Origin of the sequence: Paraburkholderia phymatum STM815, assembly GCF_000020045.1 — a bacterium.
GTDB lineage: Bacteria > Pseudomonadota > Gammaproteobacteria > Burkholderiales > Burkholderiaceae > Paraburkholderia > Paraburkholderia phymatum.
Window position 1 is genome coordinate 2,698,301 of the sequence record NC_010622.1, and the last position, 18,858, is coordinate 2,717,158.

Annotated in this window: 16 protein-coding genes; 7 read left to right on the plus strand and 9 right to left on the minus strand. The window is 63.5% G+C overall.

Going from position 1 to position 18,858, the window contains the following annotated elements:
* Positions 1-21 precede the first annotated feature (21 nt).
* The 5 genes from BPHY_RS12190 to BPHY_RS12210 form a co-directional block, all read right to left on the minus strand.
* On the minus strand, positions 22-2,757 hold the full coding sequence (locus BPHY_RS12190; RefSeq protein ID WP_012401781.1) for an MGH1-like glycoside hydrolase domain-containing protein: 2,736 nt from the start codon (positions 2,755-2,757) through the stop codon (positions 22-24).
* Positions 2,758-2,861: 104 nt separating this feature from the next.
* Complete coding sequence (locus BPHY_RS12195) at positions 2,862-4,814, minus strand: amylo-alpha-1,6-glucosidase (RefSeq protein ID WP_041763587.1); 1,953 nt, start codon at positions 4,812-4,814, stop codon at positions 2,862-2,864.
* Positions 4,815-4,957: 143 nt separating this feature from the next.
* A complete protein-coding gene (locus BPHY_RS12200; RefSeq protein WP_012401783.1) occupies positions 4,958-6,355 on the minus strand; it encodes an ATP-binding protein in 1,398 nt (465 codons plus the stop codon).
* Entirely contained in the window at positions 6,352-7,065 is a 714-nt protein-coding gene (locus BPHY_RS12205; protein WP_041764017.1) for a response regulator, read from the minus strand. Before BPHY_RS12205 ends, BPHY_RS12200 begins: the two co-directional genes overlap by 4 nt.
* A gap of 71 nt (positions 7,066-7,136) precedes the next feature.
* Positions 7,137-7,430 (minus strand): EF-hand domain-containing protein, encoded by a 294-nt coding sequence (locus BPHY_RS12210; RefSeq protein ID WP_012401785.1) that lies wholly within the window; start codon positions 7,428-7,430, stop codon positions 7,137-7,139.
* 333 nt (positions 7,431-7,763) lie between these two features.
* On the opposite strand from BPHY_RS12210, the gene BPHY_RS12215 reads away from it, so the two are divergent.
* Both BPHY_RS12215 and BPHY_RS12220 read left to right on the plus strand, forming a co-directional pair.
* Complete coding sequence (locus BPHY_RS12215) at positions 7,764-8,120, plus strand: hypothetical protein (protein ID WP_012401787.1); 357 nt, start codon at positions 7,764-7,766, stop codon at positions 8,118-8,120.
* Positions 8,121-8,238: 118 nt separating this feature from the next.
* Positions 8,239-8,709 carry a ferritin-like domain-containing protein gene (locus tag BPHY_RS12220; protein ID WP_012401788.1) on the plus strand — a complete coding sequence of 157 codons (471 nt, stop codon included), beginning with the start codon at positions 8,239-8,241 and terminating at the stop codon, positions 8,707-8,709.
* Between the two features lie 198 nt (positions 8,710-8,907).
* Here the strand turns inward: BPHY_RS12220 and BPHY_RS41210 are convergent, their stop codons facing one another.
* The gene (locus tag BPHY_RS41210; RefSeq protein ID WP_041763588.1) at positions 8,908-9,243 is read right to left on the minus strand and encodes a hypothetical protein; all 336 of its coding nucleotides are present in this window, start codon (positions 9,241-9,243) and stop codon (positions 8,908-8,910) included.
* On the opposite strand from BPHY_RS41210, the gene BPHY_RS12230 reads away from it, so the two are divergent.
* From BPHY_RS12230 to BPHY_RS12245, 4 genes are all read left to right on the plus strand, one after another.
* Complete coding sequence (locus BPHY_RS12230; RefSeq protein WP_012401789.1) at positions 9,242-10,693, plus strand: efflux transporter outer membrane subunit; 1,452 nt, start codon at positions 9,242-9,244, stop codon at positions 10,691-10,693. The genes BPHY_RS41210 and BPHY_RS12230 overlap by 2 nt on opposite strands.
* Positions 10,694-10,792: 99 nt before the next feature.
* A complete protein-coding gene (locus tag BPHY_RS12235) occupies positions 10,793-11,944 on the plus strand; it encodes an efflux RND transporter periplasmic adaptor subunit (protein ID WP_012401790.1) in 1,152 nt (383 codons plus the stop codon).
* 10 nt (positions 11,945-11,954) lie between these two features.
* A complete protein-coding gene (locus BPHY_RS12240; RefSeq protein ID WP_012401791.1) occupies positions 11,955-14,996 on the plus strand; it encodes an efflux RND transporter permease subunit in 3,042 nt (1,013 codons plus the stop codon).
* Positions 14,997-15,083: 87 nt separating this feature from the next.
* A complete protein-coding gene (locus BPHY_RS12245; protein WP_012401792.1) occupies positions 15,084-15,725 on the plus strand; it encodes a LysE family translocator in 642 nt (213 codons plus the stop codon).
* On the opposite strand, the gene rarD is transcribed toward BPHY_RS12245, so the two are convergent.
* Positions 15,726-16,610 carry an EamA family transporter RarD gene (rarD, locus tag BPHY_RS12250; protein WP_012401793.1) on the minus strand — a complete coding sequence of 295 codons (885 nt, stop codon included), beginning with the start codon at positions 16,608-16,610 and terminating at the stop codon, positions 15,726-15,728. It abuts the gene before it with no gap.
* Positions 16,611-16,962: 352 nt separating this feature from the next.
* Here rarD and BPHY_RS12255 point away from each other — a divergent pair, with 352 nt between their 5' ends.
* Complete coding sequence (locus tag BPHY_RS12255; RefSeq protein ID WP_012401794.1) at positions 16,963-17,751, plus strand: sulfite exporter TauE/SafE family protein; 789 nt, start codon at positions 16,963-16,965, stop codon at positions 17,749-17,751.
* A gap of 49 nt (positions 17,752-17,800) precedes the next feature.
* Here the strand turns inward: BPHY_RS12255 and BPHY_RS12260 are convergent, their stop codons facing one another.
* Complete coding sequence (locus BPHY_RS12260) at positions 17,801-18,055, minus strand: hypothetical protein (RefSeq protein ID WP_012401795.1); 255 nt, start codon at positions 18,053-18,055, stop codon at positions 17,801-17,803.
* A 389-nt stretch (positions 18,056-18,444) separates the two neighbouring features.
* Positions 18,445-18,801: a BON domain-containing protein gene (locus BPHY_RS12265; protein WP_012401796.1), complete on the minus strand. Its 357-nt coding sequence runs from the start codon at positions 18,799-18,801 to the stop codon at positions 18,445-18,447.
* Positions 18,802-18,858: the final 57 nt, after the last annotated feature.

Sequence of the window (18,858 nt, forward strand, 5' to 3'; positions counted from 1 at the left end):
GCCGGCGGCATGCAATGCAATCTATTTCACCGAATCAGCTACCCGCTCGGCTGGCGCGACTTCGCCCGTCGCGGGCAAGATCCCCGAGCTTGCGCGTTCGCGCGGTTGCAGCAGCAATGCGACGAGGCCCGTCCATCCCGTTTGATGCGACGCCCCCACACCGCGCCCGTTGTCGCCGTGAAAGTATTCGTGAAAGAGCACGAGGTCCTGACAACGCGGGTCTGCCTGTAACAGCGGATACGCTGCCATCACAGGGCGCTCGTTGTTTCTGTCCTTCAGGAAGAGCGTCGTGGTGCGCTGCGCGAGTGCATCGGCGATTTCGGACAGCGAGAGCTTGTTGCCCGAGCCCGTCGGATACTCGACGCGAAAATCGTCGCCGTAATAGCGATGAAATTCGTACAGCGACTCGATCAGCAGATAGTTCACGGGCATCCAAACAGGCCCGCGCCAGTTCGAGTTGCCGCCGAACACGCGCGAATCCGATTCGGCGGGCAAATACTTCACGCAGAAACTCTGTCCGTCGTGGCGATAGACGTACGGCGCGTCGCGATGCACACGCGACAGCGCACGTATGCCGTGATCGGACAGGAACTCGGCTTCGTCGAGTGCGCGCTTGAGCAGCGCCTTCATGCGATGCCCGCGCAACAGCGACAGCAGCAGGTTGTTGCCGCGCCCCGGCTCGTTCCAGCGCGACACGAGGCTCGCGAGATCGGGCCGGTTGCGCAAAAACCAGACGAGACGGTCGCGCAGACCCGGCAGCGAGCCATGCAAGCGCTCTTCGAGCACATGAACGGCGAGCAGCGGAATCAGGCCGACAATCGAACGCACGCGCATCGGCACGCTGGTGCCGTCGGGCAGCCGCAGCTTGTCGTAGAAGAACTCGTCTTCCGAGTCCCACAAGCCTGTATCGCAGCCGTCTTCGCAGCTCACCGCCTGCGCGATGTACAGGAAGTGCTCGAAGAACTTCACGCCGATATCGACGAACACGTGGTTCGCAAACGCGAGTTCCAGCGCGATGCGCATCAGATCCAGCGCATACGCGGCCATCCATGCGGTGCCGTCGGCCTGATCGATATGGCCGCCCGTCGGCAGCGGCGACGAGCGGTCGAAAATGCCGACGTTGTCGAGCCCGAGAAAGCCGCCCTGAAAGATATTGCGGCCGTCCGCGTCCTTGCGATTCACCCACCATGCGAAGTTGAGCAGCAGCTTGTGAAAGACGAGTTCGAGAAAGTCGCGGTCGCCGTTGCCCGTCAGCGCGCGATCGATCTCGTAGACACGCCACGCCGCCCATGCATGCACGGGCGGATTCGCATCGCTGAACGCCCACTCGTACGCAGGAATCTGCCCGTTCGGATGCATGTAGCGGTCCTTGACCAGCAGCAACAACTGGCGCTTCGCAAACGCGGGGTCGATCAGCGCGAAGGCGGCCGCATGAAACGCGAGGTCCCACGACGCGTACCACGGGTACTCCCACTTGTCGGGCATCGACACGATGTCGGCGTTGCACAGATGCCGCCAGTCGTGGTTGCGTCCGTTCTTGCGCGACTCAGGTGGCGTCGGCTGCAACGGGTCGCCGTCCAGCCAGCGCTGCACATCGAACTGATAGTACTGCTTCGACCACAGCATACCCGCCAGCGCCTGGCGCTGCACGAGCCGCTCGTCCGCGCCTTCGATGTCGTGCTGCAATGCCGCATAGAAAGCATCGGCCTCGGCGATGCGTTGCGTAAAAAGGTCTTCTGCGCAAAGCGGCGATTCGTCGACGGCGAATTCCGGTCGCCAGCGCAGATAGACGACGGCCTCGCCGTGCGGCGGCAGATTCAGCGGCACATGCACGGCCGCTTTGGTGCCGCCGTCGCGCCGGACGGCATCGGCGTCGCCATGCACGAGGTAAGCGTCGAAGCCGTCCTTGAACGGGCCTTGCGCGTGCATGTTGAAATGGCGCCTGACGTTCGTATCGTTCTCGCAGAACAGCCATTCGAGCACAGTCGTGTCGGGCGACCATGCCGTCACGACGATCGGCTCATGGCCGGGATGCGTGCCGAGCAGGCGTGTGACGCCATGCACGGTTTCCTTCGTGAGTTTCGGGCGCTCGTCCGTCTCTTTCCACGACCACTTGTTGCGCGCCCAGATTTGCGGCAGCAGATCGAGCGATGCCGACTCGTCCGCACGATTCTCGACGGTTACGCGCATCACGATATCTTCGGGTGTGTTCTTCGCATATTCGACTGTGACGTCGAAATAGCGCAGGTCGTCGAACACGCCTGTATCGAGCACTTCATATTCGGGCTGGTCCGCGCCGCGCCGCGCGTTCTCCTCAACGAGATCCTGATACGGAAACGCGGCATGCGGATATTTATAAAGCATCCGCATATACGAATGCGTCGGCGTGCCGTCGAGATAAAAGTACAGTTCCTTGACGTCTTCGCCGTGATTGCCCTCCTGGTTCGTGAGACCGAACAGCCGTTCCTTCAAAATGGGATCGGCGTGATTCCACATGGCGATCGACACGCACCAGTTCAACGTCTCGTCGCCAAAACCAGCAATGCCGTCTTCGCCCCAGCGGTATGCGCGGCTGCGTGCGTGATCGTGCGGAAAGTACTCCCATGCAGCGCCATTGGGACTGTAGTCTTCGCGCACCGTGCCCCACTGACGCTCGCTCAGATACGGGCCCCAACGCTGCCATCGGGCGCACTCGGCCGAATGCAGGCGTATCCCTTCGACCGTGGCAAGCAGATTTCCAGCGCGCAGCGGAGGCATGTCGGCGTCCTCGTCTATCGGGTGACGGTGGGTGTCACATCGTAGCGCGGAATGGGCGAGTCGCGTCGACGAGCGGGCAGTTCCGCGTGCACACTGCTTACGTGCTATTCGCCCAGCAACACGCCAATGCGCAACCGCTCTCCGAGCGACCACGCCTGAAACGGCGTCCCACCCGGCGTATGCGGCGCATCGCCGTCCGCGATTTCCGACAGATGATCGAGGCCCGCCCGGTCCAGGTGCGCATCGAGCGGCGCAAGAAAGCGCGAACGCGCTGCGCCGAGTGCTGCGTCGTCCGGGCGTTGCACGCGCAGCCACGCTTCGACGAACGGCCCGAGCAGCCACGGCCACACCGTTCCCTGATGGTAGGCACCGTCGCGCTCGAACGGCGCGCCGCCATAGCGCCCGCGATACGCAGGGTCTTCCGGCGTCAGCGTACGCAGTCCAAGCGGTGTCAGCAGATGCGCCTCGACCTGCGCAACGACGGCATGCGCCGTTCGATCTTCGACCAGTGCGAACGGCAAGCCGCCCACGGCAAATATCTGATTGGGCCGGATCGAACGATCGACGCTGCCCTGCAGATGATCGACATCGACATTGTCGAACAGCGCGCCCGATTGCACATCGACGAAGCGTTGCACGAACGAAGCCTTCGCGCGGTTCGCCGCTTCGCTCCAGCGCGCGTTCCATTGCGCCGCAATGCGCAACGCGTTGTACCACAGCGCCTGCACTTCGACCGGCTTGCCGATACGCGGCGTCACGACCCAGTCGCCCACCTTCGCGTCCATCCAGGTCAGTTGCACGCCGGGCACGCCCGCGCGAAGCAGACCGTCGTCGTCGGCACGTATGCCATAGCGCGTGCCCTGCGTGTAGCCGGACAAGATCGTTTCGACGGCTTCATGCAGCCGATCGCACGTCGCGTTCGACGCATGCCCCGTCGCCAGATAGTCGCGCACGGCGATCACGAACCACAGCGATGCGTCGACCGAGTTGTATTCCGGCTCGTCGCCGTAATCGGGGAAACGGTTCGGGCACATGCCCTGCGAGATCGTGCCTGCCCATGCAAGCAGAATCGCTTCAGCCTCTGCGTGCCGCCCTGTCGCGATCAGCAGCCCGCGCATGGCGATGAAGGTATCGCGGCCCCAATCCGTAAACCACGGAAAGCCCGCGACGATCGTGCGGCCTGCCGAACGCGCAACCACGTATGCATCTGCGGAACGATGCAAACGCGAAGCGAACGCGGCTCTGCGCGTTGTTTCGGTTTCGGCGAGCGCGTTCGCATACGCGCCCGGAGATTGCGCAGCACCTTCCACGGCGTCGCTCGAAGCGCTCGCGCTCAGGATCATCGCAGCGTCACCCGCAAGCAGGTCGAACGTGAAGACACCCGGCGTCGCGAGATCTTCCGTAAAGTCGAGCCCGCGCTCACGTTCGCGCACATAGCAGAAGTTGCGATACCAGTCGGGCGCATGTTCGTATGCGCCGTCCGTCACGACGCGAATGGCAGGCAGATCGCGATAGGGCCGCCATTGAACACATTGGCCGTCGATGACAGCAGAGAAGTCGAAAGCGCCGTTTTCGTGATGCAGCGCGTGATAGTCGCGGCCCGACATCAATGGCCTGACATGCAATGTGACAGCACCGTCGCGACGCGGGTCTTTGTCGGGCGCGACGCGCCAGCGCAGCACCGTTTCGCACGTTTGCTTCGCGACGAAGATCTCCGCGGTCACGCACGTTGCCTCGTCGAGCCGGAATCGCCATGTCGGCCAGGGTGTCGTGTCGAACGACATCAGACTCGCGGCGATGTCTGGATAGACGATATCGGGCGCGTAACGCTGCATCGTCAACGGATAACGCACGCCATTCACGTCGACCCACGCTTCGATACCGTTGACCAACACCACGCGGCCCGCCGGAGGCCGCGTCGCGGTCAGCAGCAGCGCATGATAGCGCCGCGTGCGCAGCATACCGACGGTGCCTGACGCGAAACCGCCGACGCCATCGGCTTCGAGCCACTCGTCTTCCAGACGTTCCATAGCGAAGGGGGAGTCGACGCGTGTCATCGCTGTTGCCGCCGGGCGCAGGCGGACGGGATCGGAATAGCCGACAGATTAGCGGCTCGCAACCGAATTGTCTTGCGCGCTTGAGCCACTCCAGCAGCTGAAGTGGCTTCCGTGGCTCCAGTAGCTCCAGTGGCCCACGTCGCTCAGGCGGCAGGCTGCGCGGCGGACGGCTCACCCGAAACCGACGGCTCACCCGCCGCGTGTGCGCCGAGCCGGATCGGCAGCACCGCCCACACTTCGAGACCGCCGCCTTCGCGTGCATGGAACGCCAACGTGCCGCCATGCAGGCGCGCAATACGTTCGACGATGGCGAGCCCCAGCCCCGTGCCGCCCGTTTTCCCATGCGCGTTCTTGCCGCGCTGGAACGGCGCCTTGAGCCGTTCGAGTTCTTCCGCGCTCAAGCCCTTGCCGCGATCGGCGACGGCCACGTAGATCGCTCGCGCATCGGCCCATGTCCTGACGGCGAGTCCCGTTTGCCCATACACGACGGCGTTCTGCATGAGGTTCATCACGAGCCGCATCATCGTGATCGGCCTGAACGCGTGCTCGGGCAATTCGCCCAGCTGCAAGTCGAACTCGTGCCCGAGCCCCGCAAAGTCCGCGGCCAGCTGGCTGATCAGCGCGTTCAGATCGCCACGTTGTGGCGCCTCGCGTTCACCGCTGCCCGCGTAGTCCATGAACTGCTGGAGAATGATATCGATCTGATCGAGATAGGATTCCGCCGCACCGACAAACGCTTCGTCGCCGTTGGTATCGTTGGCCATCGCCATCGCGAGACGCAGCTTCGTGAGCGGCGTGCGGATGTCGTGCGAAATGCCCGCGAGCATCAGCGCGCGCGTTGCTTCCGCCTGCTGCAGCGCCTGCGTCATCTGATTGAATGCGCTGCTCACCTGCGCAATTTCCGTCGGGCCGTCGACGGGCAGCGGCGGCGGCGTCTCGCCCGCGCTCACGCGCCGCGCCGCCTGCGCCAGTTCGCGCAGCGGACGATCCAGGTACGCCTGCAACACGAAACCCGTCAGCGCGGCGAGCAGGCCAAGGCCGATCGACAGCAGCACCGCTGTCAACATGCCGCCGCCCTGCGCTTCCTCCGGTACCTGCAGGCCGATCCAGTAAGGCGTCGCGGCCACGTGCATGCGTATCCACATGCGCGGATGCGGCTCGCCTTGCCAGCGCACTTCCGTCCCCGGCGGCAGATAACGATGCAGCGTCTCCAGAAACGTCACCAATTGAGACGTGCGATAAAACGCCAGCAAGCGAACTCGCGGCTCGGAAACGGCTTCGGCGGGCGGCTCGCTGCGCGCATCGAGCCGTGCGACGAGCGTCGCGCGCTCGCCCTCGGGCGAGGCCGTCAGCGCATTGTCCAGCGTCCTGATGTACGCGCCGAACACGGCGGCCGCGCGTTCGACGCGCGGCTTCTGCACATAGTGAACGAGCACGCTCAATGCACAGACCTGGCTAAGCGCCACCAGAACGATCAGCAGCGCGATGTTGCGCCCGAGCACACTGCGCGGCAACAGATACCGCAGCGCGCGCGCGCTCATGCTTCGACGTCGGCGACGAGCATATAGCCGACGCCCCACACGGTCTTGATGAAACGCGGCTTCGACGGATCGTGTTCGATCGCTTGCCGCAGCCGCAGAATCTGAACGTCGATGCTGCGATCGAGCGCATCGTGATCGCGGCCTCGCGCGCGCGCAATCAGATTGTCGCGGCTCACGGCACGATTCGGCGACGCTGCGAGCGCGGTGAGCAGCAACATCTGCGCCGAGTGCAATTCGAGCGGATCGTCCTGCCGGTACAGACACTGCTTGCCGACATCGAGCCGGAAGTCGCCGAAACGCAGCGTTTGCGTAGTGACGGTCGGATCGTTCGATGCGATTTTCTGGCGGCGCAGCAGCGCATTGATGCGCGCTACGAGTTCGCGCGGCAGGAAGGGCTTGGCCAGGTAGTCGTCAGCACCCGTTTCGAGGCCGATCACGCGATCAAGCGGATCGCCCTTCGCGGTGAGCATCAGAATGGGCAGCGTGTGCCCTTCCGCCCTTAGTTTCGCGCAGATCTGCAGGCCGTCTTCGTCGCCGATCATCAGATCGAGCACGAGGAGATCGTACGGCTCGCGCTGCAGATAGCGCTCGAGCCGCTTGCTGTTCTCGACGGCGCGCACTTCGAAGCCATGTCCGCTCAGAAAGCGCTGCAGCATGTTGCGGAGTTCCGCTTCGTCGTCGAGCACGATGATGCGGGCGGGTCGGTCCATGAAGACTCCTTCGTCGCTCATGCGATTGGCGATACTCCAACAGTGTAGCTTCATGCCGACCCGTTTTTATGTCAATGCGAACCCGTTCGCTGCGCCATGAACTGCTCGATCTGGGCGAGCGTCACATAGCCCTGCTTCTGCGTGTCGATTTCGCTGAAGTACTGTGCGACGCGTGGCATGCCCGTTTGCGCCTGGGCCAGCGTCAGCTTGCCATCGTGCGTCGTGTTCGCGGCCGCAAAGCGCTCCTGCAACTGCGCCATCATGCGCTCCATGCGCGGGGAAGCCGGCATCGGCTGCGGCACGGTCTGCGCCATCGCAGCTGTCGATGCAATGCACAAAGCAAGGATTGCGATCAGCTTTTTCATTTCTCGTCTCCATCGTTTCATTCAACTTCTTCGCTACGTGGTGTTGCGATTCGTCGTTGGCGAAGCGAATTCTGGTAGCCGCACGGGGAGAAGGCAATTTCAAAGTTATGTCGCGATATGTCGTCGCCTGCGCGTCGTTCGCCGCACGTTCGCGAACGAGGCGTCGTGGATTCCGCCGCCACACCCTTCAGGTATGAACGTGCTTTTTCCGACATCGAATGAAACAAGTTATCGCTGCCCTTCGGCGGACTCGGTGGGTATCGTTTGCACGTCGGCGGCAAGGTGAGGACTTCACCTCGCATCCGCCGACGATGTCCGCTTCAGGAGTTTCATGTGAACATTCGCTCTGCTTATACGTCCGCGATCGCCGCAATGGGCATCGCCTGTTCGACCAGCGCCTTCGCCGGCACCGTCTTCGTTCATGCCGCCTATGTGCCCGCCGCGTTGTACGTGCCGGCGCGCACGCTCTATTACGTGCCGCCGCAACCGCATGACGCGGTAGCCGTTGTACCCGCCACGCCTGTCGTGCCTTACATCGCCGTAGTGCCGCCACCCACGCCTGCGAAGCCCTTGCCGTACGCGACGGTTGCCGTGCCTGTCGTCGCGGCGCCCGCGTATGTCATGGTGCCCAGCAAGCGCATCGTCTATACACAGCCAGTTGCAGCGATGCCCGTGGTAGTCGCGCGCTGACACCCCGTTGACGTGCTGGATACGGCGATTCACTTGATCTTTGCAGAGGTGCGTCCAACAATAAAACCTCTGCTCTCGCAACATCCACCGACTTTCGACGAGCATTACGGAGGGCCACATGCCGGAGATCGAAAAGGACAAGGTCATCGCCGTGCTGAACCAGATTCTCGAATCCGAGCTGGCAGGCGTGGTTCGCTATACGCACTACTCTTTTCTCGTGTTCGGCTTTGGCCGTATTCCCATCGTGTCATGGCTGCGCCAGCAGGCGGACGAATCGCTCACGCATGCGCATCTGGCAGGCGAATGGATCACGACGCTCGGCGAATATCCGTCGCTCGGCATCGGGCCGCTGCTCGATTCGCATACGACGGACATCGCCTCGATCCTGCGCGAGTCGCTCATGGCGGAAGATGTCGCGCTCGGCCTCTATCGCGATCTGCTCGCACTGGTGAAGGACCGATCCGTCGCGCTCGAAGAATATGCGCGGCAGATGATCGCCACCGAAGAAATGCACGCAGGCGAAGTCGACAAGATGCTGCGCAAGCCGGGCACGGTGGCGACCTCTGGCGAGCGCGGCGCGGCGCATTGAATTCTTCGCTGCTGTCAGGGCGCGAACGCACGTTTCGATGCGGCCGCGCCCGATTGTCAAATCACCCATCGCAGCGATATTCGATCGCTCACCGAACCGTTCATCTAGCGGCTTATCGGCAAACGCCGCATGTATCGACACACGGTGCATGCGGCGTTTCCTGCTGCGCATTTAACGTTTGACGGTCGCCATGCGCGTCTAATCCCCTAAAGCTTCTGCATGCATGATCGCGTTTGCAAAGACCCATGCTAGGCTATGCGCGGCATCAGGCTGTTGAATGCTGCATCCGCTGTTTCGTTCGTAATCCGCGCAGGCAAGCCAGGGTGGATAGATGACCGATGACGTCAATGACAGTTTCAGTTGCAGTCGCTCGCACAGACTTTCATGCCTGGCGTTATGCCGCTTTCCCTTTCGCGCGTGCGGCACGCGTTCCGCTTCGATCCCTGCTTCGATCCCTGCTTCGATCCCTGCTTCGATCATTGCTTCGATCATTGCTTCGATCACGGCCTTCGCGATCCTGAGTGCGGCCCTCATGCTGCTGTCGGGCTGCACGGTCGGCCCCGATTACCGCACGCCTGCCCCGCCCGCCACCCAAACCTACACGCCCGCGCCGTTGCCCGACGAGACGGCCCCGTCGCCGGGCGCAACGGGCGTGCGGCAGCAGTTCGTCACCGGACAGGACATCCCCGCGCAATGGTGGACGCTCTTTCATTGCGAGCCGCTCGACGCGCTGATCCGGGAAGCGCTCGCGAACAGCCCGAACGTCGCCGCTGCGCAAGCTGCATTGCGTCAGGCGGCGGAGAACTATCGCGCGGAAGTGGGCAGCGCGCTCTATCCGTCGGTGGATGCGAAGCTCAATGCGACACGCGAGAAGTTCAACGGCGTCACGTTCGGCCAGCCCGGGCTCACGGAAGTGCTGAATCTGTATAACGCGTCGGTGAACGTCTCGTACAACCTCGACGTGTTCGGCGGCTCGCGGCGCGAACTGGAATCGCTGCGCTCACAGATCGATTACCAGGGCTATCAGTTGCAGGCCGCGTATCTCGCGCTGTCGGCAAACATCGTTACGGCGGCCGTCAAGGAAGCGTCGCTGCGCGAGCAGATCGATGCAACGGAACGCATCGCCCGCGACGAGGCATCGCAGCTCGACGTCTTGCACAAGCAGTTCGATCTGGGCGGCGTGGGCCGCACTGCCGTACTCTCGCAGCAAACGTTGCTCGCGCAAACACGCGCGAGCTTGCCGCCGCTGCGTCAATCGCTCGACCAGACGCGGCATCAGCTCGCGGTGCTCGCAGGCAAGCCGCCCAGCGATGCGGGCGTGCCCGAATTCAGGCTGTCGATGTTCACGCTGCCGCAAAGCCTGCCCGTGAGTCTGCCTTCATCGCTCGTCAGGCAGCGCCCCGACATTCTCGCCGCCGACGCGACGCTGCATCAGGCAAGCGCCCAGGTCGGCGTCGCGACGGCGAACATGTATCCGCAGATCACGCTGTCCGCGAGTTACGGTCCGCAGGCGCTGACGCCCGCCGGCCTGCTCAAGTATGCCGACATGATCTGGAGCATCGGTGCGGGCATCACGCAGCCGATCTTCCACGGCGGCCAGTTGAGCGCGCAAAAGCGCGCCGCTGAAGCCGCCTTCGATCAGGCCAACGCGCAGTACCGCCAGACGGTGCTGCTCGCGTTCCAGAACGTCGCCGATACGCTGCGCGCGCTCGAACACGACGCGACGGGCCTCGCCGCGCAAACGGACGCATGGCGCTCCGCGAGCGACACGCTCGATCTGACGCGCGGCCAGTTCCGTATCGGCGGGGTCAGTTATCTGGCGCTGCTCGATGCGCAGCGCCAGTACCAGCAGACTGTCGTGAATCTCGCGCAGGCTCAGGCCGCCCGCTACGCGGACACGGCGGCGCTGTTCCAGGCGCTCGGCGGCGGCTGGTGGAACGACACGGCGACGGGCACGGCACCGCCCGTCGCCGCATCGCAGTGAGCCCGCAGGTTCCTTCAGGTAGTCACCGGGCAGCGCAGGCGACGAAACGCAGCGCGCCGGACAGGTTTGTGCCTCAGTTTGCCGTGCAAGGACATGACGATGACGACGAAAAGACCGATGGCAAAGCGGATGATCATCATGCTGATCTGCGTGGGCGTGCTGCTCGGCGCACTGGTCGGCTTCAATCTGTTCAAGGCGCACATGATCCGCAAGTTCATGGCGAACAACGCGGTGCCTTCCGCGACCGTCACGTCCGCCGTCGCGCGCTATCAGGCGTGGCAGCCGCAACTGACTGCCGTGGGCAGCCTGCGCGCCGTGCGCGGCGTCGACGTGACGACGGAAGTGCCCGGGCTCGTGCGTGAGATCGCGTTCAACTCGGGACAGGAAGTGAAGGCGGGTCAGGTGCTCGTGCGCCTGAACGACGACTCGGACCGCGCGCAACTTGCGTCGCTGCAAGCCGCCGCGGACCTCGCACAAACAGTCTACAAGCGCGACAAGGCGCAGTTCGACATCCAGGCCATCGCGAAGGCGCAACTCGATGCCGATGCCGCCGACCTCAAGAGCAAGCGTGCGCAGGTCGATCAGCAGGCCGCGCTCGTCGACAAGAAAACGATCCGCGCGCCGTTCGCAGGGCGCGTCGGCATCACGACGGTCAACCCGGGCCAGTATATGAATCCCGGCGATGCGATCGTCACGTTACAGGCCGTCGATCCCATCTACGCCGACTTCTATCTGCCGCAACAGCAGCTCGGCCAACTGCAGGTTGGACAGACGGTTGTCGTCGATACGAATGCGTACAGCAGCCGCACGTTCGACGGCAAGATACGCTCGATCAATCCGCGCGTCGACAACACGACGCGCAACGTGCAAATCGAAGCCACCGTCGACAACCGCGAACGCAAGCTGCTGCCCGGCATGTATGCGAACGTGAAGATCGACGCGGGCGGTGAACAGCGCTACCTGACGCTGCCGCAAACAGCCATCACGTATAACCCGTACGGTGCGACCGTGTTCGTCGTCAAACCCGGCGAACATAAGGACGCGCAGGGCAAGGCGATGCCCGTCGCGCAGCAGGTGTTCGTCACGCCTGGACCGACGCGCGGCGATCAGGTCGCGATACTGAAGGGCATCGCGGAAGGCACGCAGGTCGTGACGAGCGGTCAGCTGAAACTGAAGAACGGCACACCCCTCGTGATCGACAATCGCGTGCAGCCCGCTGACAGTCCCGATCCGACGCCACAGGAACAATAAGGGCCGGCCGATGAAATTCACCGACATCTTCATCGAACGGCCGGTACTCGCATCGGTCGTGAGCCTGCTGATTCTCGTGCTCGGACTGCGCGCGCTGTCGACGCTCAAGGTCAGCGAATATCCGCAGACCGAAAACGGCGTTGTCACGATCACGACCTCGTACTACGGCGCGAGCGCGGACACGATGGCCGGCTTCATCACGCAACCCCTCGAAGCGGCGATCGCGCAGGCGCAAGGTATCGACTACATGTCGTCGACGAGCACGACGGGCGTTTCCACGATCACTGCGACGCTGCGCCTGAACTACGACTCGAACCGCGCGCTGACCGAGATCAACACGCAGATCGCGTCCGTGCGCAACCAGTTGCCGCCGCAGGCGCAGCAGCCCGTGCTCACCGTGCAGGTCGGCCAGACCACGGACGCGATGTACATGGGCTTCTACAGCACCGTGCTGCCGAGCAACAACGTCACCGACTATCTGTTGCGCGTCGTGAAGCCGAAGCTCGATTCGGTTCAGGGCGTGCAAACGGCGGAAGTTCTCGGCGGCCGCCAGTTCGCGCTGCGCGCGTGGCTCGATTCCGCGAAGCTCGCCGCGCACAACGTGACGGCTTCCGACGTCTTCACGGCGCTCGGCAGCAACAACTATCTCGCGACGCTCGGCACGACCAAAGGCCAGATGATCAGCGTCGACCTGAACGCGGGCACTGACCTGCACTCCGTCGACGACTTCAGGAAGCTGGTCGTGAAGCAGAAGAACGGCGCCATCGTGCGGCTCGAAGATGTCGGCAATGTTGTGCTCGGCGCGGACAGCTACGACTTCAACGTCGCGTTCAGCGGCAAGCGCTCGGTGTTCATCGGCATCAAGGTCGCACCGGACGCGAACGTGCTCGATGTCGCGAAGCGCGTGAAAGCGATCTTTCCCGATCTGCAGAAGCAGTTCCCGACGGGCATGACGGGCGATATCGTCTATGACGCGACGGACTTCATCAATACGGCCATCGACGAAGTGGTGAAGACGCTCGTCGAAGCGCTGCTGATCGTGACGGTCGTGATCTTCCTGTTCCTCGGCAGTTTCCGCGCGGTGATCGTGCCGGTGATCGCGATGCCGCTGTCGCTGATCGGCACGTTCTTCGTGATGCAGCTGCTCGGCTACTCGATCAATCTGCTGACGCTGCTCGCGCTCGTGCTTGCCATCGGACTCGTCGTGGACGATGCCATCATCGTGGTCGAGAACGTCGACCGGCATATGAAGGAAGAAGGCAAGCAGCCATTCGAAGCAGCGCTGATCGCCGCGCGCGAGCTCGGCGGACCGATTCTCGCGATGACGGTCGTGCTGATCGCGGTGTATCTGCCCATCGGCTTTCAGGGCGGACTGACGGGCGCGCTGTTCACCGAATTCGCGTTCACGCTCGCAGGTGCGGTGGCCGTGTCGGGGGTGATCGCGCTGAGCCTTTCACCGATGATGTGCTCGCGGTTCTTCCGCATGGATCAGGAGTCGGGACGGTTCGCGCGCTTCGTCGACGGGCAGTTCGAGCGCGTGCATCGCGGCTATGCGCGGCTTCTGCATGCGATGCTCGACACGTGGCCCGTGTTCATCGTGATGGGCGCGCTGCTGTTGTGCGGCACCGTCTATCTGTTCATGACGTCGCAAGCGGAACTCGCGCCCCAGGAGGACCAGGGCATCGTGCTGTCACAGATTCAAGGGCCGCCCAATGCAACCATCCAGCAGATGCAGACTTACGCGGATCAGGTATTCGAGATTTCGAAGGGCTTGCCCGAGTATTCCCAGATGTTCCAGTTGACGGGCGCGCCGACACTGAATCAGGGCATCGGCGGCGTGCTGTTCAAGACCTGGGACAAGCGCAAGAAGAACGCCACGCAGTTGCAGCAGGAGTTGCAGGCGAAGTGGAACGGCATCGCGGGCGCGCGCGTGGCCGCGTTCCAGTTTCCGCCGTTGCCGGGCGCGCAGGGCTTGCCCGTGCAGTTCGTGATCAGCACGACGGAGCCGTTCGAGAACCTGAACGAAGTGTCGCAGACGGTGCTGCAGAAGGCGCGTGAAAGCGGCATGTTCTTCTTCGTCGATAGCGATCTGAAGATCGACAAGCCGGAGAGCGTACTGGTGGTGGATCGCGACAAGGTGGCGTCGCTCGGGCTGACGCAGAGCGATGTCGGACAAACGCTGGGCGCGGCGCTTGGCGGCAACTATGTGAATTACTTCTCGATTGCGGGGCGTTCGTACAAGGTGATTCCGCAGGTGCTGCAAACGGACCGCCTGAATCCGTCGCAGGTGCTCGACTATTATTTGCGCACGCCGGATGGCAGTGTGATACCTGCATCGACGGTCACGCATCTGAAGCAGAACGTCGTGCCCGAATCGATCAATCACTTCCAGCAGCTGAACTCGGCGACGATTTCCGGCGTGATCGCACCGGGCATTTCTCAGGGCGAGGTGCTCGACTTTCTGCGCAAGGCCACCACGGATGCTGCGCCGACCGGCTATGGCGCCGACTACTCGGGCCTGTCGCGTCAGTTCGTGCAGGAATCGGGCGGCTTCGTCGTGACGCTGATGTTCGCGACGATCATCGTGTTCCTTGCGCTTGCCGCGCAGTTCGAGAGTTTTCGCGACCCCGTCGTGATTCTCGTTTCTGTGCCGATGGCGCTGTTTGGTGCGCTCATTTTCATCAACATGGGACTGTCGACGCTCAACATCTATACGCAGGTGGGGCTTGTTACGCTGATGGGCCTGGTCAGCAAGCACGGCATTCTGATCGTCCAGTTTGCCAACGAGTTGCAGCGGGCGGGTCGCGGCAAACGCGAGGCGCTCGAGGAAGCCGCCGCCGTGCGGTTGCGGCCTATTCTGATGACGACGGCGGCGATGGTGCTCGGTGTTTTGCCGCTCGTGATTGCCTCAGGCGCCGGTGCGGCCGGGCGCAACGCTATGGGGCTCGTTATTTTTTCCGGGCTTTCGATTGGGACCTTGTTCACTTTGTTCGTTGTGCCGGCGATGTATATGTTGCTTGCTGCTGAGCATGGCCGTGCAGCCACTGTTTGATCGGTATGCTGCTGTTGGTGACTGCCAGCGAAAAAAGGCAAAATACGCGGACAGCGTCGCAGACAAAAAACAAAGGAGCCAACCCCAATGTTCAGCACCACCTTGTTTCTGACAGCGGCAGGTGTCGGCCTCGCAGTGGCCGCCCCAGTCGGCCCGATGGGCATGCTATGCATCCGCCGCACGCTAACGGAAGGCCCGCGCGCCGGGCTGGCAATCGGCCTCGGCATCGCAGGCGGTGACGCGATCTACGGCCTCGTGGCAGCACTGGGCCTCGTCAGCGTGTCGCAATTCATGCTTGCCTACGACAAACCGCTGCACATCATCGCGGGGCTGTTCCTGCTTTACCTCGGCATCCGCACGATGCTGCAAAAAGTCCCCACCGACAACAGCAGCAACAACGAGAACGGCAAACTCGCAGCCATCGGCCACGCAGGGGCCCTCAAGGCATTCGCGAGCGCATTGCTCCTCACCCTCACCAATCCGCAGACAGTCATCATGTTCGCGGCCCTCTTCACGACACTCGCGCCGCGCGGGCCGTTTTCGTCGGGCGTCGCGTTGACGACGGTGTTCGGCGTGTTCTGCGGATCGATCGCGTGGTGGTGCTTCCTCGTGACAGCCGTGTCGCTGGCGCGGCATGCAATCGGTCACAAACTGCGTGTGATCATCGACCGTATCGCAGGCCTCGCGCTCGCAGCGTTCGGCGTCGTCGAGATCAAACGCGCGATCTGATCATTGCGCCTGGGCGCGCGCAAACCGCGCGCGCCACAAGCCATCGAGCGAATACAGCGCGAGCGCGATCCAGATCGCGCCATAGCCGACCAACTGCGTCTGCCCGAAAGGCTCGCGATAGATCAGCACGCCGATCAGCAGTTGCAGCGAGGGGGTGACGTACTGAATCAGTCCGAGCATCGACAGCGGAATGCGCCGCGCGCCCGCCGCGAACAGCAGCAACGGCACAGCCGTGATCGGCCCGGCCAGCGCGAGCAGCACCTTCACGCCGACGGACGCCGCGCCGAATCCGCTTTGCCCGTGCGACGACGCGAAGAACAGATACAGCACTGCGACCGGGAACAGCAGCACCGTTTCGAGTGTCAGCCCTTCAAGCGCGCCGAGCTGCGCCGTCTTGCGCAACAGGCCATAGCCGGCGAAGCTGAAGGCAAGCGCGAGGCTGATCCACGGCGGATGGCCGTTTTGCCAGGTGAGCCATAGCACGCCGCACGTGGCGACCGCGACGGACACCCACTGCACGCGCCGCAGACGCTCTCCGAGAAACGCGAGGCCGAACAGCACATTGATCAGCGGATTCACAAAGTAGCCGAGGCTCGCCTCGACGATATGCCCCGCGTTGACGGCCCAGATATAGATGCCCCAGTTCGTCGACAGCAACAGCGCACTCGCGGCAAAGCGCGTGAGCAGGTTCCGGTCTCGCAGCACGGGCGCAAGCCACCGCCACTGCTGCCGCACCGTCAACACGATGAAGAGAAACAGCATCGACCACACCATCCGGTGCGCGAGCATTTCCACGGGCGAGATCTGATGCAGCGACTTGAAGTAGACGGGAAACAGTCCCCACAGAGTAAATGCGAGCAATGCGTAGGCGACGCCGGGATTCATTTTTATCGGCCTGCGGATGGAAGGGCGCGGAAAAACCGCGCGAAAAACAAGCGGGAAAAGCTTCGGCCAAGGCGGCGGGAGCCAGACGCGGCCAGCCTGGCGGACAGGCCATGCGCGCGCGTCCCGCACACCGTGACGCCCCAAAACGGTTATTGTAAGCCGACTGTCGGGGCAAATCCGATACCGCCATCGTGTCGGATTCGTACGCGGCAGCGCCGGTTTTGCGACAATAGCGGTCTTCCGCCGCGCCGCTGACCGTCGTTCGCCCGACGCGCCAGCCTTGGCGCGGCGCTCTGGCGACAGTACCGGCAAGCTTGCCCGCAACCTCTTACGACCGTCCGCGGTCCGCGCAATGGCACTTCCCCATATCGATCTCCTGTATTCCGCGTCCGGTCTTTTCGTCGGCTTTCTGGTCGGGCTGACGGGCGTCGGCGGCGGCTCACTGATGACGCCGATCCTCGTGCTGCTGTTCAATGTCCATCCCGCGACGGCCGTCGGCACGGATCTGCTGTACGCCGCCGCGACCAAGGCGACGGGCACGCTCGTTCATGGGGTGAAGGGGTCGATCGACTGGCAGGTGACGTTGCGTCTTGCCGCCGGCAGCGTGCCTGCCGGCACCATCACGCTGATCTTGCTGCACCGCTACGGCATGACGTCCTCGCGCGGCGGACATCTGATCTCCGTCGTACTCGGCGTGGCGCTGCTCATCACGGCGATCGCGCTGGTGTTCCGGCCGCAGCTGACCGCGTTCGCGGCGTCTCGCACGCGCGGCACAGGCCAGGGCAGCACGCTCGCGCTGACCATGCTGACGGGCGCCGTCCTCGGGGTGCTGGTGTCTCTGACCTCGGTCGGCGCGGGCGCGATCGGCGTCACGGTGCTCCTGCTGCTCTATCCGATGCTGCCGACCACGCGCATCGTCGGCTCCGACATCGCGCACGCAGTGCCGCTCACGCTGCTCGCGGGCGCGGGCCACTGGTTGCTCGGCTCCATCGACTGGTCGATGCTGGGCTCGCTTCTGCTGGGCTCGCTGCCGGGCATCATGATCGGCAGCTACCTGTCGACGAAGGCGCCCGAAAAGCTGCTGCGCAACCTCCTCGCCGCGACATTGACGCTGGTCGGCGTGAGGCTGGTGATTGCCTGACGGCGGCAGGCGCGCGCACGTCCGGCGCCGCGTGCGGTCGCATCGACAGTTACTTGAAGAAGCGGCAGTTCAGGTCGGTCTCGAACTGGCGCACCCAGTGCCCCGCCGTATCCTCGTGATACGACTGTGCCCAGCCGCCGCGCCGTATCGTCAGAAGACGCGACTGATGCGAATTGTCATCGGGATCGTCGCTTGCGCTGATGTCGAAATGCGTGGGCGCGAAACCGTGCCGCGCGCAGACCAGTTCGAATGCCGCGCGCTCGCCAATGGGAAGATCGGTGTAGTTGAAGCGGATCGTGTCCATAACCGTCTCGGGCAGCCATCGATGACTTCACAGTACTGCACCCGGCGGGTCAAGAGTGTGTCACGGCGCACAAAAACGAAGGTCCGTCGCCTATCGGCGAGGCATGCGGGATGCGCGACGCGGCCCGCGTCTTCGCGTCACGCTCGCGTCATACAATCCACCCGCTGCGCCGCTTCGAAAACGAAGCCAGAGACGGCCCAAAGCACGCGACGCGCACCGCAAATGTGCAGCATCAAGCGAAGCGGGCTCCCTTCCTACGAGAGCCCGCTTGTCATGTCAGCAGGCAAGCGCGCCGCAACCGGCAGCGCGCCGTCCTTCCGGCGAGCGGCTGGCTGCCGCCGCGCGCGCAGATCGTGCAATCTGCCGTGCGCCGGCGCAGCCCGCGCCGCTTACTGCTGCTGGACGTTGATCTTGTTCGTCACCGACGTCACGCCTGCGACGCCCTTCGCGACTTCGCCGGCCTTTTCGATCTGGCCGTTGTCGGGCGCCGTACCCGTCAGCGTGACCGCGCCGCCACGAGCACGGACGTTAATGCCCGACACGTCGATGCCTTGCGTCTTCGCCAGCGCCGAGCGGACCTTCTTGCCGAGCGCGCGGTCTTCCTTCTTGGAGGCCTTCGAGTTCGCGGCAGGCGCCGACGACATCGTGCCGGTTGCCGTGGAGTCGCTTGCCTGGGCATACGTGTGGCATGCGACGACCATTGCGACAACACCACCCACTGCCTTCAGAAAATCGACCGATTTCATAACTTCTCCTTTTTGCTTTGGTTTGGACCGCGTTTCACTTGCGGCTTGGTTACGACT

What these genes read in the sequence shown, in the direction of transcription:
- BPHY_RS12240 (WP_012401791.1), top strand. Translation starts at nt 11,955, where the DNA reads ATGAAATTCACCGACATCTTCATCGAACGGCCGGTACTCGCATCGGTC.
- BPHY_RS12260 (WP_012401795.1), bottom strand. Translation starts at nt 18,055, where the DNA reads ATGGACACGATCCGCTTCAACTACACCGATCTTCCCATTGGCGAGCGC.
- BPHY_RS12245 (WP_012401792.1), top strand. Translation starts at nt 15,084, where the DNA reads ATGTTCAGCACCACCTTGTTTCTGACAGCGGCAGGTGTCGGCCTCGCA.
- BPHY_RS12220 (WP_012401788.1), top strand. Translation starts at nt 8,239, where the DNA reads ATGCCGGAGATCGAAAAGGACAAGGTCATCGCCGTGCTGAACCAGATT.
- rarD (WP_012401793.1), bottom strand. Translation starts at nt 16,610, where the DNA reads ATGAATCCCGGCGTCGCCTACGCATTGCTCGCATTTACTCTGTGGGGA.
- BPHY_RS12210 (WP_012401785.1), bottom strand. Translation starts at nt 7,430, where the DNA reads ATGAAAAAGCTGATCGCAATCCTTGCTTTGTGCATTGCATCGACAGCT.
- BPHY_RS12205 (WP_041764017.1), bottom strand. Translation starts at nt 7,065, where the DNA reads ATGGACCGACCCGCCCGCATCATCGTGCTCGACGACGAAGCGGAACTC.
- BPHY_RS12255 (WP_012401794.1), top strand. Translation starts at nt 16,963, where the DNA reads ATGGCACTTCCCCATATCGATCTCCTGTATTCCGCGTCCGGTCTTTTC.
- BPHY_RS12235 (WP_012401790.1), top strand. Translation starts at nt 10,793, where the DNA reads ATGACGACGAAAAGACCGATGGCAAAGCGGATGATCATCATGCTGATC.
- BPHY_RS12195 (WP_041763587.1), bottom strand. Translation starts at nt 4,814, where the DNA reads ATGACACGCGTCGACTCCCCCTTCGCTATGGAACGTCTGGAAGACGAG.
- BPHY_RS12230 (WP_012401789.1), top strand. Translation starts at nt 9,242, where the DNA reads ATGCTGCTGTCGGGCTGCACGGTCGGCCCCGATTACCGCACGCCTGCC.
- BPHY_RS41210 (WP_041763588.1), bottom strand. Translation starts at nt 9,243, where the DNA reads ATGAGGGCCGCACTCAGGATCGCGAAGGCCGTGATCGAAGCAATGATC.
- BPHY_RS12200 (WP_012401783.1), bottom strand. Translation starts at nt 6,355, where the DNA reads ATGAGCGCGCGCGCGCTGCGGTATCTGTTGCCGCGCAGTGTGCTCGGG.
- BPHY_RS12265 (WP_012401796.1), bottom strand. Translation starts at nt 18,801, where the DNA reads ATGAAATCGGTCGATTTTCTGAAGGCAGTGGGTGGTGTTGTCGCAATG.
- BPHY_RS12190 (WP_012401781.1), bottom strand. Translation starts at nt 2,757, where the DNA reads ATGCCTCCGCTGCGCGCTGGAAATCTGCTTGCCACGGTCGAAGGGATA.